Below are 12,416 nucleotides of genomic sequence, written 5' to 3' on the forward strand. Positions count from 1 at the left end.
TCAGCGCGAGGGCGCGGCGAGCAGGAGCCGTCCGGCATCGAACGCGGCGGCACTGACCGGCAGCTCGCCCCTGGTCCCACTCAGTAGGACTTCGACGGTTCCCTGCCCGGTCGTGTCGCGTCCGAGCGCATCGATGCGACGCAGTGTCTGTGCCGCGACAGCCTCGGCGCTGTCGAACAGCACGACCCCGTCGGGCAGGTGTGCGGCGATCTCGTCCGCGACGAGCGGATAGTGGGTACACCCGAGCACGACACCGCTGACGTCGTCTGGCGTGCGGGCCGCCGCGGACGCGATGGCCGCCCGCGCGGCCTCGACGTCACCGAGATCGATCGCGTCGGCCAGACCGTGGCACGCGACGCCCACCACCGAGCTGCCGTTCGCGAACTCCTCGACCAGATTCGCCTGGTAGGCGCTCGCCGTGGTCGCGGCGGTGGCCCAGATGGCGACCGAATCGCACACCGCGGCCGCCGGCTTGATCGCCGGCACCGTGCCGATGACGGGGATGCCGTCGCCGAGGTCGGCGCGCACATGGTCGAGCGCGGTGACGCTCGCGGTGTTGCACGGCAGCACCACCACCTCGGCACCCCGGTCGACCGCCCGGCGCGCGGTGCCGACCACCCGGTCGATCACCCACTGCTCGTCCCGCGGTCCCCACGGCGCGTTCTCCGGGTCGAGCGACAGCATCAGATCCAGATCCGGCCGCAACCGACGCAGCCACGCAGACGTCGGAAGCAGTCCGAGACCCGAGTCGATGAGCGCAACGATCACCCGACAAATCTAGCCGGGTCAGGCAGGAGCGGACTCGAGCAGTTCCCCGATCGGTACGCCCGACGCAATCTTCGCGCGCATCTTCATCACCGCGCCGGCCGATCCGGCACCGACGACCGCGGTCAGCGCGCCGCCGCGCGAGTAGTACACGACGAACTTGCGCCCGTCGTCCTTGATCACGTGGACGTCGTCGTCGGCCGAGACGGTGCCCAGGGCCTGGATCTTGAGCCCGTACTGGTCGCTCCAGAAGTACGGAACCTGCGCCGGCGCGTCCGGGTCGCCGGTACCGGTGAGCGCACCCGCGAGGATTTTCGCCTGGTCACCGGCGTTGCTCCAGTGTTCGACGCGCTTGTGACCGCCCGTCTCGTGACGCCACGCGGCGACGTCACCGATGGCCCACACGTGCGGATCGTCGGTCCGGCCCACCTCGTCGCACAGCACGCCGTTGCCGAGCGCGACCCCCGAGCCCTCGAGCCAACCGGTGACCGGCACCGAGCCGATACCGATCGCGACGACGTCGACGTCGAGTTCCGTGCCGTCGGACAGCACCGCACCGCTGACCCGCCCGTCGCCGGTGAGGGACGCGAGCCCCACGCCGGCGCGGACGTCGACGCCCTCGTCGCGGTGCATGCGCCCGACCAGCGCGCCCACCTGCTCCCCCAGCACCGACGCGAGCGGCGCGGGCTGCGGCTCGACCAGCACGACGTCCAACCCGAGGCCGCGCATGCTCGCGGCCAGCTCGCACCCGATGAAGCCGGCGCCGACGACCAGGGCCCGGGCCCCCTCGCGCAGGTCGGCACGCAGCGCGCGGCTCTCGTCGACCGAACGCAGGACGTGGACGCCGTCCAGTTCCGGCAGGCCCGGAATGCGGCGCGGGGTCAGGCCGGTCGCGATCACCAGGTCGCCGTACGCAATCTCGGTACCGTCCGACAGCGAGACCGTGCGGTTCTCCCGGTCGAGGCCCGTCGCGGCGGCGCCGAGACGCAGGTCGATCCGTTGCTCGTCGAAGAACTCGCGCGGCCGCAGCGTTGTGTCGTCGTTCTCGCCACGCACCACTTCCTTCGACAGCGGCGGCCGGTCGTACGGCAGGTGCGGCTCGTCGCCGACGATCACCAGCTCACCGCCGTAGCCCGACTGACGCAGTTCCTCGGCGGCGCGGACGGCGGCCAGACCGGCCCCGACGATCACGACCGGACCCACGGTGTTCTCGTTACTGGACATGCCTGCCAACCCTCCATCACCCGGTGCGGGACCTACCCACCAAACTAGAACATGTTCTTACCAAATCCGAGCCGCGGACGGGTACCCGCCGTTCACGGGCCTCAGCGCTCCGCGACACCCGGCACCGGCACCTGTGCACCGGTGATCGCCGCCGATGCGTCGCTGCACAGGAACGCGACGACCTCCGCGATCCGCTCGGGCGAGACCCAGCCGCCGCGGTCGGCGCCGGGCTGATCCGCCCGGTTCGCCGGGGTGTCGATCATCGACGGCAGGACCGCGTTGGCGCGGATCCCGTCGCGGGCGTACTCGACCGCCAGAGCGCTGGTCAACGCCCACACCGCGGCCTTCGACGTCACATAGGCCGAGGCGCCGGAGAACGGCGCGAACGCCGCCTTGCTCGACACCGTCACGATCGAGCCACCCCCGGCCTCGATCAGATGCGGCACCGCGGCCTGCGTCGTGAGATAGAGCGGCCGCAGATTCAGGCGCAACATCGACTCGAAGTCCTCGACCGGCGTCTCGTGCAATCGCTTGCCCATCGCGAAACCGCCGACCAGGTTCGCAACGGCCGTCAGCGGCGCGTCCGCGTCGGAGGTCGCGACACCGACCACCTCGGCGACGCTGTCCGCATCGAGCAGGTCCGCACGAACCGGCACGACGGCCGGATGACTGCCGAGCCGCTCCGCCGCGCCCGCCGAGTGCCACGGCACGACGACGCGCCAGCCGGCGTCCGCGAGCGTGCGCGTCACCGCGACACCCAGCCCACCCGTCCCACCCGTCACCAATACCGTTGCGCTCATTCGTCCCTCACCTCTCGACATGCGACGGCCGTCGCTGCTCGAATGCCCTGTCGCTCGAACCGTAGCCCGTCGCGGCACCCGAGAGAACGCAGAAGTCACTACAGTTGAACCGGAACCGGAGCCGACGCGGGAACGGCACCGTAAGAGGAGCGACGATGACCACTGATCCGGGTGCAGGTTCGAACGCGGGCGGCGGGCGAATCCCGTTCGGGGCAAGCGGGACGCCCGACCTGATCAGCTCGCAAGGCAGGACGATCATCGCGGACGCGGTGGTCGCGAAGATCGCGGGCATCGCCACCCGCGAGATCAACGGCGTCTACGACGTGGGTGGCGGCACCGCACGCGTCGTCGGGGCGCTGCGCGACCGCATCCCCGGCGCACGCGTCGACCACCGGCAGGGCGTCGCGGTCGAGGTCGGCGAGAAGCAGGCCGCGATCGACATCGGCATCGTCGCCGAGTACGGCGTGGCGCTGCACGAACTCGCCGCCGGGATCCGCCGGAACGTCATCGCCGCGGTCGAGAACATGACCGGCCTCGAGGTCACCGAAGTCAACATCACCGTCTTCGACGTCGTGCTCTTCGACGAGACCGACACCGGCGCCGAGTCCGACGCCAAACCGAGGGTGCAGTGACCGAGCCTGTCGCACAAACACTCTCACCGGCGGAGCTGGCCGCACGGGCGGCACTGGCGGTGCCCGAGGTGGCGGGACTGCACGGCGGCGAGTTCGGCGAGATCGCCACATATCTGCCCGGCCGCCGCGTGACCGGCGTCAGGCTCGGCGACGACCACTGCTCGGTGCACGTCACCGTGCGGTACCCGGCCGACCTGTTCGCCACCGCCGAACGGGTGCGCGACGCCGTCCACGCGGTCGTGGGCATTCCGGTGGACGTGACGATCGAGGACCTGACCGACATCCCCGACGACGAGACAGGACCCGAACTATGAGTAGTACAAGCATGGGACTGATCGCGGGACTCCTCCTGGCCCTGGCCGGAATCCTCGGCGGCTTCAGCGGTTTCGTCTTCGCGGTGCTCCTCGGCGCGGTCGGGATGGCGATCGGCGCCCACCGCGACGGCCACCTCGACCTCGGCGCCCTGCTCCGATCCCGCGGCCGTGGCTGAACCGGACACCGAACCGAGCGACGCCCCGCCGGCTCAGACAGCGATCGACGAACCGGGGTCACGCGGCAGCTTGGTCATCAAGGACCGGGCGATCGCGAAGATCGCGACCACCGCCGCGCTCCAGGTGCCCGGTGTCGTGTCGCAGGGCGGCGGGCTCACCCGCTTCACCGGGCGCGAACTGCCCCGCGCCGACGTCTCCACCGGGACCCGGTCGGTGGCGGTCAACCTGTATCTCGGCGTGCACTGGCCGTGCGACGTCGCGGAGCTGACCCGGCGCGTCCACCACGAGGTGGGCGAACAGGTCGAGAACCTCACCGGAATGCCGCTGCACCAACTCGGTGTCCTCGTCGCCGGCACCGGCCCCGACACCCCGGGCGATTCGGACATCGCCTGCCCGACGCCCTCCCCCGCCGACACCGTCACCGCGCCGCGGCCACCGGCCGCCGCACCCGCCGCCGTCCCCGCGGCGATCCTGATCGCGCTGGGCCTGCTCGGGTTGGCCGCCGTCGCCGCCCGCGAACTGCTCATATCCCGCGGCACCATCTCGGGTGCACCCTGGCTGCGGAACACGTTCGAATGGCTCGGACGCCTGCACTGGGAGCAGTGGCTGGTCCCGGTCGCGCTCGCCGGCCTCGTCGTCGGCATCCTGTTCGTGCTGCTCGCGCTCGCCCCGCGCACCCGCACCCACGTTCCGCTGCGCGCCGACGACGGCGTCGCCACGGTGTGGATGCGGCCCGTCGACGTCGCCCGCATGTGCAGTGCGCGCGCCGGCACCGTGCCCGGCGTGGTGTCCGCGCACACCACCGTGGACCGCCGCCGCGCCACCGTTCACGCGATCACCGACGCCGCCGTCACCGGACCCGATGCCGACAACCTGCGAGAAGCGGTCGTCGGCGCCGTCGGAGACGGACTCTCACTCCTCGGACGCCCGCTGAAGCTGCGCGTCAAGACGCGCACAGACCGCAAGCAGGCACGGTCGTGAAGCGCAGCGCGGCCGCACTGAACCGCCTCCTGGTCCTCGTCGTCGGCCTCGCACTCGCCGCGGCCGGAGCGACGGCACTCGCATGGGACCGCGGCGTGACCGCGATCCGAGACGCGGTCGCCAATTTCGACCGTGACCGGCTGATCGAGGTCCCCGACCAGAGCTGGTGGCATGCGGCGCTCGCCGTGACCATCGGCGTCTCCCTCGTCCTGGCGGTCGTCGTCCTCGCCGTCGACCTCACCCGTCGGCGCGCCTCTCCCAGCCAGTTCCTCGAGTCGCGGACGGACACACCCGTTTCCATCGACCTCGGCCCGATCGCGAACGGTGTCGCCACCGAACTCGCGCAGCTGCCCGGGGTGCGGCGGGCGCGGGGTCGTGCGCTGTCGGATCGTGGGCTCGCGACGATCCAGGTGACCGTCGAAGCCGATCCGCACTCCGACGTCGCCGCGCTCACCCGCGCGTCCGAGCGGATCGCCGCCACCACGACATCCGCACTCGGCGGCACCGCTGTCGCCGACGTCGCGATTCGCATCCTGCTGCACCTCGACCGCGCCGACCACCCCCCGGTGGCCGCACCCGCCACACCCGGCCCGCAGTCCACCGCCGGCAGTGGAGCAGACTGACACCATGCGTGACACGGGCCCCGACCTCTCGAACACCGACTCCGACTTCGAGGGCACGGATTTCGACGGCGAGGACTTCTCCGATGCGACCTTCGCCGGCGAGACCTGGCAGCACCGCAACTACACCGGCTGCACGTTCCGGGACACCGACATGTCGAACCTCGTCACCGAATCGGTGACGTTCACCGACTGCGACTTCACCGGCGCCGATCTCACCGGCTCACAGCACAGCGGATCGGCGTTCCGGAACTGCCACTTCGAGTACACCCGCATGTGGGACAGCACCTTTCGGCATTCGAGCTTCATGGGTTCGGTCATCCGGGAGTCCCGGATCCGTCCGCTCACGCTCGAGGAGGTGGACTTCACCCTCGCCTCGCTCGGTGAGATCGACCTGCGCGGCGTCGACCTGTCGGGCTGCCGGTTGCGAGAGGCCAATCTCGTCAAGGCCGACCTGCGCAAGGCGATCCTGCGCGGCGCCGACCTGACCGGCGCACGCACCGGGGACCTGCGCCTCGACGACGCCGACCTGGAAGGTGCCCGCGTCGACGCCGCCCTATGGACCTCCGCGAGGCTCACCGGCGCGCGCATCGAGATGCACCAGGCAGTGAGCTACGCGGCCGCGAACGGCCTGCGGGTGGCCGGCCACTAGCCGCTCACTCGCCCGAACATTCGGTGGGCCGGACGAACTCCGGCTGATCAAGCACCCGCAACCAACTGCCGTCCGCCTGCCGGCGGACCACCTGCGCCCGCGCGCCCGCCCCGTCCCGGGGCGGCGTCGACGTCAACGCGAGATCGCCGCTCACGAGCGTCGGCAACGGCGGTTCCGGCTCGAAACGAGGCGCGTGCGCCAGCACCTGCGCCCACAGCTCGCGGATCGCGTCCCGGCCCACCGTCACCGATCCGGGCGGATACGCCATCACCGCGTCCTCCGCGTACAGCGCGGCGACCCCGTCGGCATCGCCCGCGTTGGACCGTTCGACGAACAGTCGGGTGAGGTCCTCGGGTGTCCGTGCCTTCTCTGCCTTCTCCGCCTTCACTGCCTTCTCTGTGTGCGCCTTCGTCATGCCTGTTCCTCTCGTGCACCGGATTCGGTACATCGAGCATCCGACGGCGCGATCGAGAAGTCCAACAGATAGTTGTTCTCAGGACTAGAATTATCAGTCATGGAACTGCGCCAGCTCGAATACTTCGTCGCGGTCGCCGAGGAAGCCAACTTCACGCGCGCCGCTGCCCGCGTCCACGTCAGCCAGTCGGGAATCAGCGCGCAGATCCGGCAACTCGAGAACGACCTCGGCGCACCCCTGTTCGACCGCTCGACGCGCACTGCCACCCTCACCGTCGCCGGCGAGGCGGCGCTCACACACGCCCGCGCCGCGCTGGCCGCAGCCAGCGCCGTCCGTGAGGCGGTCGACGACGTCAATCACCTGGTCCGGGGTCGACTCGAGGTCGGAATGGTCACGGCGTGCACCGTGACGCCACTGTTCGACGCACTGTCCGCGTTTCATCGCGCGCATCCGGGCGTCGAGGTGAGCCTGACCGAGAACAACTCCGATCGGCTCGTCGACGGCGTGCGCGGCGGCACGATCGAGCTGGCCCTCGTCGGGGTTGCCGGCAGCGCGCCCGCCGATCTGGCCTCGTTCACGCTGGTGAGTGAGCGCCTGGTCGCCGCAGTGCCCACCGGTCATCCGCTGACCCGGCTGCCGTCGGTGACGCTGGCCGACGCGTGCGCACATCCCCTGATCACGCTGCCGATGGGCACCGGTATCCGCACCGTCCTCGAGCAGGGGTGCGCGGAACTGCGGCGCCGGCCCGACATCGCGCTGCAGGCCAGCGCCCCCGACACCGTGGCCGACCTCGCGGCCCGCGGACTGGGCGTCGCGATCCTCAGCGAATCGATGGCCGCGTCGTATCCGGACCTGGAATCGCGGGTGGTCTCCGACGTCGCTGTCGATGCCGTCCTGGCCCTGGTGTGGAAGCCGGATCCGTCCCCGGCACTGCGCGAACTCCTGGTTCACGCCCGGCGCGCGTTCGGCGCCACCGTCTGACACCGGCCGACCGCGGCCTGTTCGCCTCAGGGTGGGAGTGGCTTGCCGTCACCGGTCGGGGTCGAGGTGCAGCAGCGCGTGCCGACTCGCTCGTCGTGCGGATCTCGATCGGCTCGAGGCCTCTGTGAGGAGCAGATCCACGACGGACACCCCCGCTTCTGCGGACCCCGAGGACGTGGTCAACTTCCAGTTCGAGGAGGTTGTCGACAATCGTCGACACGATCCGGCGCCTGTTGTGTTCCATCCGCAGATGAAAATCCGCCGGATGGGTGTTCAGGCAGCGGTCCGCCACCTGCTGGCCGCCGGCCCCGGAGGGGTCCGAAGCCGGATTCCCGCGCCACCTTCGTGGCCACGCACACGGGCGAGTTCCTCGGCATCCCCGCGACCGGCCGCAGGATCGAATTCGACGAGGTTCTGATCATGCGGGTCTCCGCCGGCAGGATCACCGAAGTCTGGGCCCTCGCGGACGAACTCTCCCTCCTGGAGCAACTCGGCGCGGTCGTGCGGGCGCACGACGACGACTCCTCGCGACGTTGTCCCCGGTAGGGAACCCGCCGTGGCCGACGGCGTCAGGGGGTGCCTGTCCAGGCCCGGTATGCGGTCTCCCAGCCCGACGGCCCGCTGCCCTGCAGGCTCGGACCGGCCCACGCGATGTATCAGTCCGGGCGCACGAGCAGGGCCGGACCACCGTCACTGCGTCGGGTCTGCGTGAGATGGGTGGGTACCGGGGTGGCGCCGTTCTCGTGGACCAGGACGAATCCCGGGTGTTCTCGCTGTATCGCGGTCAGCCGACCCTCGTGCAGGGGCACCTCGGTGGCGTGCTTGCCGACGAGACGGTGCTGGCCCCTGTCCCGGGGATAGTGCAGCGTCACGCCGCCGTCCGCCAGCAAGTCGTCGGCCAGACCGCGGCTGTCGAGCACCTCGAGGGTGCGGGGCATCGTGATGAAGGCCCGACTGGCCGGATTGATCGACGACCAACGCTCCAGGACCACGACTTGACGGCCGGCACGAGCGAGGTCCCCCGCGACGGTCATGCCGGTGGGCCCGCCCCCGACGACCAGCACCTCGGTGTCGTGCCCGGTCAGGGATTCCCGAGAGGGCATCGCCGCTCCTTGTCCGACACCGGAAGACCGCGCGTTCGCGGTCCCGGTCTCCGCCGCAGCCGACCGGTCGAAGAATCGGGACGGTATCCGACCAGCCTATGGTCGACCGGCGCGGCTTGTCGGCCAGGACCGATTCCGGCCCTGAGAACGGGCCTGAAACAGGCCCCGAAACAGGCCCGGAAACGCGCAATGGCGCCCACTCCCGAAGGAGTGAGCGCCATTGACTGGATCAGACGGGATCAACCGTCAGTGATCAGAGAATCACTTGATGATCTTGGTGACGCGACCGGCGCCGACGGTGCGGCCACCCTCACGGATCGCGAAACGCAGGCCCTCGTCCATAGCGACCGGCTGGATCAGCACGACGGACATCTCGGTGTTGTCACCGGGCATGACCATCTCGGTGCCCTCGGGCAGGGTCACAACGCCCGTCACGTCAGTCGTACGGAAGTAGAACTGCGGACGGTAGTTGTTGAAGAACGGCGTGTGGCGGCCGCCCTCGTCCTTGGACAGGATGTACGCCTGGCCCTCGAACTCGGTGTGCGGGGTGGTGGTGCCGGGCTTGACCACAACCTGGCCACGCTCGACGTCCTCGCGCTTGATGCCACGAACCAGCAGACCGACGTTGTCGCCGGCCTGGCCCTGGTCGAGCAGCTTGCGGAACATCTCGATGCCCGTGACCGTGGTCTTGGTGACATCGGGACGGATGCCGACGATCTCGACTTCCTCGTTCACGTTGACAACGCCACGCTCGATACGACCGGTAACGACGGTGCCACGACCGGTGATCGTGAAGACGTCCTCGACCGGCATCAGGAACGGCTTGTCCGTCTCACGAACCGGGTCCGGGATGGAGTCGTCGACGGCCTGCATGAGGTCGACGATCGACTGAACCCACTTCTCGTCACCCTCGAGCGCCTTGAGCGCCGAGATCGGGATGACCGGAGCGTTCTCGTCGAACTCCTGGCCGGCCAGCAGCTCGCGGACCTCCATCTCGACGAGCTCGAGGATTTCCTCGTCGTCGACCATGTCGGCCTTGTTCAGGGCGACGAGGATGTAGGGCACGCCGACCTGGCGGGCGAGCAGCACGTGCTCACGCGTCTGCGGCATCGGGCCGTCGGTGGCGGCCACGACCAGGATCGCGCCGTCCATCTGGGCGGCACCGGTGATCATGTTCTTGATGTAGTCCGCGTGACCCGGAGCGTCGACGTGCGCGTAGTGGCGCTTCTCCGTCTGGTACTCGACGTGGGAGATGTTGATCGTGATACCACGAGCCTTCTCCTCCGGCGCCTTGTCGATCTGATCGAAAGCGAAGCTCTCGTTCAGATCCGGGAACTTGTCGGCGAGCACCTTGGTGATGGCCGCGGTGGTCGTGGTCTTGCCGTGGTCGACGTGACCGATGGTGCCGATGTTCACGTGCGGCTTGGTCCGCTCGAACTTCGCCTTCGCCACTGGATGTCCTCCTGGACTGATTGTGCTTGCGGTATGCAGCAGTGCGGTTGGTTATTACGTTGGTCGTGCTTCGGCCGACGAAACCGAGGTTACTCGCCGGTCGCCTTGGCGATGATTTCCTTCGAGACGTTCGAGGGAACCTCTGCGTAGGAATCGAACACCATGGAGAAGTTCGCTCGGCCCTGGGTCTTCGACCGCAGATCACCGATGTAACCGAACATCTCCGAGAGCGGAACCAGCGCCTTCACGACACGGGCACCACTGCGTTCCTCCATGGCCTGGATCTGGCCACGGCGGGAGTTGAGGTCGCCGATCACTTCACCCATGTAATCCTCGGGCGTGGTGACCTCGACAGCCATGATGGGCTCGAGAATGACCGGGCCGGCCTTGCGGGCGGCTTCCTTCAGCGCCTGCGAACCGGCGACCTTGAAGGCCATTTCCGAGGAGTCGACGTCGTGGTAAGCGCCGTCGAGCAGGGTCAGCTTGAGGTTCACGAGCGGGTAGCCGGCGAGAACACCGTACTGCATCGCATCCTGTGCACCGGCGTCGACCGACGGGATGTACTCGCGCGGAACGCGGCCACCGGAGACCTTGTTCTCGAACTCGTAGCTCGCGCCGTCCTCGCCGATGAACGGCTCGAGGGCGATGATGACCTTTGCGAACTGGCCCGAGCCACCGGTCTGCTTCTTGTGGGTGAACTCGTGCTTCTCGACCGGCCGGGTGATGGTCTCGCGGTACGCGACCTGCGGCTTGCCGACGTTGGCCTCGACCTTGAACTCACGACGCATACGGTCGACGAGGATGTCGAGGTGGAGCTCGCCCATGCCGCCGATGACGGTCTGGCCGGTCTCCTCGTCGAGCTCGACCGAGAAGGTCGGGTCCTCTTCGGCCAGCTTCTGGATCGCGGTGCCCAGCTTCTCCTGGTCGGACTTGGTCTTGGGCTCGATGGAGACCTGGATGACCGGATCCGGGAAGGTCATGGACTCGAGGACGATCGGGTTCGCCTGGTCGCACAGGGTGTCACCGGTCGTGGTGTCCTTCAGGCCGATCATCGCGTAGATGTGGCCGGCCACGGCCTCGTCGACCGGGTTCTCCTTGTTGGCATGCATCTGGAAGAGCTTGCCGATGCGCTCCTTCTTGCCCTTGGTCGCGTTGAGGACCTGGGCACCCGGCTCGATACGACCCGAGTAGACGCGCACGAAGGTGAGCTTGCCGAAGAACGGGTGCGCAGCGATCTTGAAGGCCAGAGCCGAGAACGGCTCGTCCTTGCTCGGCTTGCGCTTGAGGATGGTCTCCTCGTCGTTCAGCTTGTGACCCTCGACCTCGCCGATGTCCAGCGGGTTCGGCAGGTAGTCGATGACCGCGTCGAGCATGGGCTGAACGCCCTTGTTCTTGAACGCGGAACCACACAGAACCGGGTACAGCTCGGAGGCGACCGTCATCTTGCGGATGGCGCCCTTGATCTCCTCGACCGTGAGCTCCTCGCCGCCGAAGTACTTCTCCATGAGAGCTTCGTCGGACTCGGCAACGGTCTCGAGCAGCTTCTCGCGGTACTCGGCAGCCTTGTCGGCCAGATCCGCGGGGATCTCCTCGATGGTGGGCTCGGTACCGGTCGGCACGACGCCGCGCCAGGTGATGGCCTTCATCTCGACGAGGTCGACGACGCCGTCGAAGTCGTCCTCAGCGCCGATCGGCAGCTGCAGGACCAGCGGCTTCGCGCCGAGGCGATCGATGATGGTCTGCACGGTGAAGTAGAAGTCCGCGCCCATCTTGTCCATCTTGTTGACGAAGCAGATGCGCGGAACGTCGTACTTGGCAGCCTGGCGCCAGACCTGCTCGGACTGGGGCTCGACGCCCTCCTTGCCGTCGAACACGGCAACGGCGCCATCAAGAACACGGAGGGAGCGCTCGACCTCGACCGTGAAGTCGACGTGGCCGGGGGTGTCGATGATGTTGATCTGGTTGTTGTTCCAGAAACAGGTGACAGCAGCGGAGGTGATGGTGATACCACGCTCCTTCTCCTGCTCCATCCAGTCGGTGGTCGACGCACCGTCGTGGGTCTCACCGATCTTGTAGTTCACACCGGTGTAGAAGAGGATGCGCTCGGTGGTGGTGGTCTTACCGGCATCGATGTGCGCCATGATGCCGATGTTGCGGACCTTGTTCAGGTCGGTCAGCACTTCCTGTGCCACAGGATTCTTCCCCGCTCGTTGCTCGTGTCGGTCCTTGTCGGGACCACGTTCTTGTGTTGTCAGCCGGCCCGGGTGACGGAACCGACACAGTAGTGACCAACGCCAGGC

The 12,416-nt window shown here is 68.5% G+C and carries 15 protein-coding genes; 8 read left to right on the forward strand and 7 right to left on the reverse strand.

Annotated elements, in window-relative coordinates; translation table 11 throughout:
• From J2X34_RS00745 to J2X34_RS00755, 3 genes are all read right to left on the reverse strand, one after another.
• Positions 1-768 (reverse strand): glutamate racemase, encoded by a 768-nt coding sequence (locus tag J2X34_RS00745; RefSeq protein WP_114718800.1) that lies wholly within the window; start codon positions 766-768, stop codon positions 1-3.
• Positions 769-786: 18 nt separating this feature from the next.
• Positions 787-1,989 carry an NAD(P)/FAD-dependent oxidoreductase gene (locus J2X34_RS00750; protein ID WP_429515869.1) on the reverse strand — a complete coding sequence of 401 codons (1,203 nt, stop codon included), beginning with the start codon at positions 1,987-1,989 and terminating at the stop codon, positions 787-789.
• 101 nt (positions 1,990-2,090) lie between these two features.
• A complete protein-coding gene (locus J2X34_RS00755; protein WP_429515870.1) occupies positions 2,091-2,789 on the reverse strand; it encodes an SDR family NAD(P)-dependent oxidoreductase in 699 nt (232 codons plus the stop codon).
• A gap of 155 nt (positions 2,790-2,944) precedes the next feature.
• Here J2X34_RS00755 and J2X34_RS00760 point away from each other — a divergent pair, with 155 nt between their 5' ends.
• From J2X34_RS00760 to J2X34_RS00785, 6 genes are read left to right on the forward strand one after another with little or no spacing between them, the layout of a single operon-like run.
• Positions 2,945-3,421: an Asp23/Gls24 family envelope stress response protein gene (locus tag J2X34_RS00760; RefSeq protein ID WP_114718798.1), complete on the forward strand. Its 477-nt coding sequence runs from the start codon at positions 2,945-2,947 to the stop codon at positions 3,419-3,421.
• Positions 3,418-3,735 carry a hypothetical protein gene (locus tag J2X34_RS00765; RefSeq protein WP_429515872.1) on the forward strand — a complete coding sequence of 106 codons (318 nt, stop codon included), beginning with the start codon at positions 3,418-3,420 and terminating at the stop codon, positions 3,733-3,735. Before J2X34_RS00760 ends, J2X34_RS00765 begins: the two co-directional genes overlap by 4 nt.
• Complete coding sequence (locus tag J2X34_RS00770; RefSeq protein ID WP_114718796.1) at positions 3,732-3,911, forward strand: DUF2273 domain-containing protein; 180 nt, start codon at positions 3,732-3,734, stop codon at positions 3,909-3,911. Before J2X34_RS00765 ends, J2X34_RS00770 begins: the two co-directional genes overlap by 4 nt.
• A complete protein-coding gene (locus tag J2X34_RS00775) occupies positions 3,904-4,893 on the forward strand; it encodes a DUF6286 domain-containing Asp23/Gls24 family envelope stress response protein (protein ID WP_429515874.1) in 990 nt (329 codons plus the stop codon). The genes J2X34_RS00770 and J2X34_RS00775 overlap by 8 nt, the downstream gene beginning before the upstream one ends.
• A complete protein-coding gene (locus J2X34_RS00780; RefSeq protein ID WP_174912467.1) occupies positions 4,890-5,516 on the forward strand; it encodes a hypothetical protein in 627 nt (208 codons plus the stop codon). Before J2X34_RS00775 ends, J2X34_RS00780 begins: the two co-directional genes overlap by 4 nt.
• 4 nt (positions 5,517-5,520) lie before the next feature.
• Positions 5,521-6,165, forward strand: a complete 645-nt coding sequence (locus J2X34_RS00785) for a pentapeptide repeat-containing protein (RefSeq protein ID WP_429515877.1) — start codon at positions 5,521-5,523, stop codon at positions 6,163-6,165.
• Positions 6,166-6,169: 4 nt separating this feature from the next.
• Here the strand turns inward: J2X34_RS00785 and J2X34_RS00790 are convergent, their stop codons facing one another.
• Complete coding sequence (locus J2X34_RS00790) at positions 6,170-6,580, reverse strand: YybH family protein (RefSeq protein WP_429515879.1); 411 nt, start codon at positions 6,578-6,580, stop codon at positions 6,170-6,172.
• Positions 6,581-6,679: 99 nt separating this feature from the next.
• Here J2X34_RS00790 and J2X34_RS00795 point away from each other — a divergent pair, with 99 nt between their 5' ends.
• Together J2X34_RS00795 and J2X34_RS00800 are read left to right on the forward strand one after the other, a co-directional pair.
• Entirely contained in the window at positions 6,680-7,561 is an 882-nt protein-coding gene (locus J2X34_RS00795; protein WP_174912475.1) for a LysR family transcriptional regulator, read from the forward strand.
• A 78-nt stretch (positions 7,562-7,639) separates the two neighbouring features.
• Positions 7,640-8,107 (forward strand): ester cyclase, encoded by a 468-nt coding sequence (locus J2X34_RS00800; protein WP_429516165.1) that lies wholly within the window; start codon positions 7,640-7,642, stop codon positions 8,105-8,107.
• A gap of 110 nt (positions 8,108-8,217) precedes the next feature.
• On the opposite strand, the gene J2X34_RS00805 is transcribed toward J2X34_RS00800, so the two are convergent.
• The 3 genes from J2X34_RS00805 to fusA form a co-directional block, all read right to left on the reverse strand.
• A complete protein-coding gene (locus J2X34_RS00805; protein ID WP_429515881.1) occupies positions 8,218-8,664 on the reverse strand; it encodes an FAD-dependent monooxygenase in 447 nt (148 codons plus the stop codon).
• Positions 8,665-8,925: 261 nt separating this feature from the next.
• Positions 8,926-10,116 (reverse strand): elongation factor Tu, encoded by a 1,191-nt coding sequence (gene tuf / locus J2X34_RS00810; protein ID WP_114718791.1) that lies wholly within the window; start codon positions 10,114-10,116, stop codon positions 8,926-8,928.
• Between the two features lie 89 nt (positions 10,117-10,205).
• Positions 10,206-12,308: an elongation factor G gene (gene fusA, locus J2X34_RS00815; protein WP_114718790.1), complete on the reverse strand. Its 2,103-nt coding sequence runs from the start codon at positions 12,306-12,308 to the stop codon at positions 10,206-10,208.
• Between the last annotated feature and the right edge of the window lie 108 nt (positions 12,309-12,416).

This window comes from Rhodococcus sp. BE178, from assembly GCF_050433545.1.
Lineage (GTDB): Bacteria > Actinomycetota > Actinomycetes > Mycobacteriales > Mycobacteriaceae > Prescottella.

What these genes read in the sequence shown, in the direction of transcription:
- J2X34_RS00750 (WP_429515869.1), bottom strand. Translation starts at nt 1,989, where the DNA reads ATGTCCAGTAACGAGAACACCGTGGGTCCGGTCGTGATCGTCGGGGCC.
- J2X34_RS00755 (WP_429515870.1), bottom strand. Translation starts at nt 2,789, where the DNA reads ATGAGCGCAACGGTATTGGTGACGGGTGGGACGGGTGGGCTGGGTGTC.
- J2X34_RS00760 (WP_114718798.1), top strand. Translation starts at nt 2,945, where the DNA reads ATGACCACTGATCCGGGTGCAGGTTCGAACGCGGGCGGCGGGCGAATC.
- J2X34_RS00770 (WP_114718796.1), top strand. Translation starts at nt 3,732, where the DNA reads ATGAGTAGTACAAGCATGGGACTGATCGCGGGACTCCTCCTGGCCCTG.
- J2X34_RS00785 (WP_429515877.1), top strand. Translation starts at nt 5,521, where the DNA reads ATGCGTGACACGGGCCCCGACCTCTCGAACACCGACTCCGACTTCGAG.
- J2X34_RS00790 (WP_429515879.1), bottom strand. Translation starts at nt 6,580, where the DNA reads ATGACGAAGGCGCACACAGAGAAGGCAGTGAAGGCGGAGAAGGCAGAG.
- J2X34_RS00795 (WP_174912475.1), top strand. Translation starts at nt 6,680, where the DNA reads ATGGAACTGCGCCAGCTCGAATACTTCGTCGCGGTCGCCGAGGAAGCC.
- J2X34_RS00805 (WP_429515881.1), bottom strand. Translation starts at nt 8,664, where the DNA reads ATGCCCTCTCGGGAATCCCTGACCGGGCACGACACCGAGGTGCTGGTC.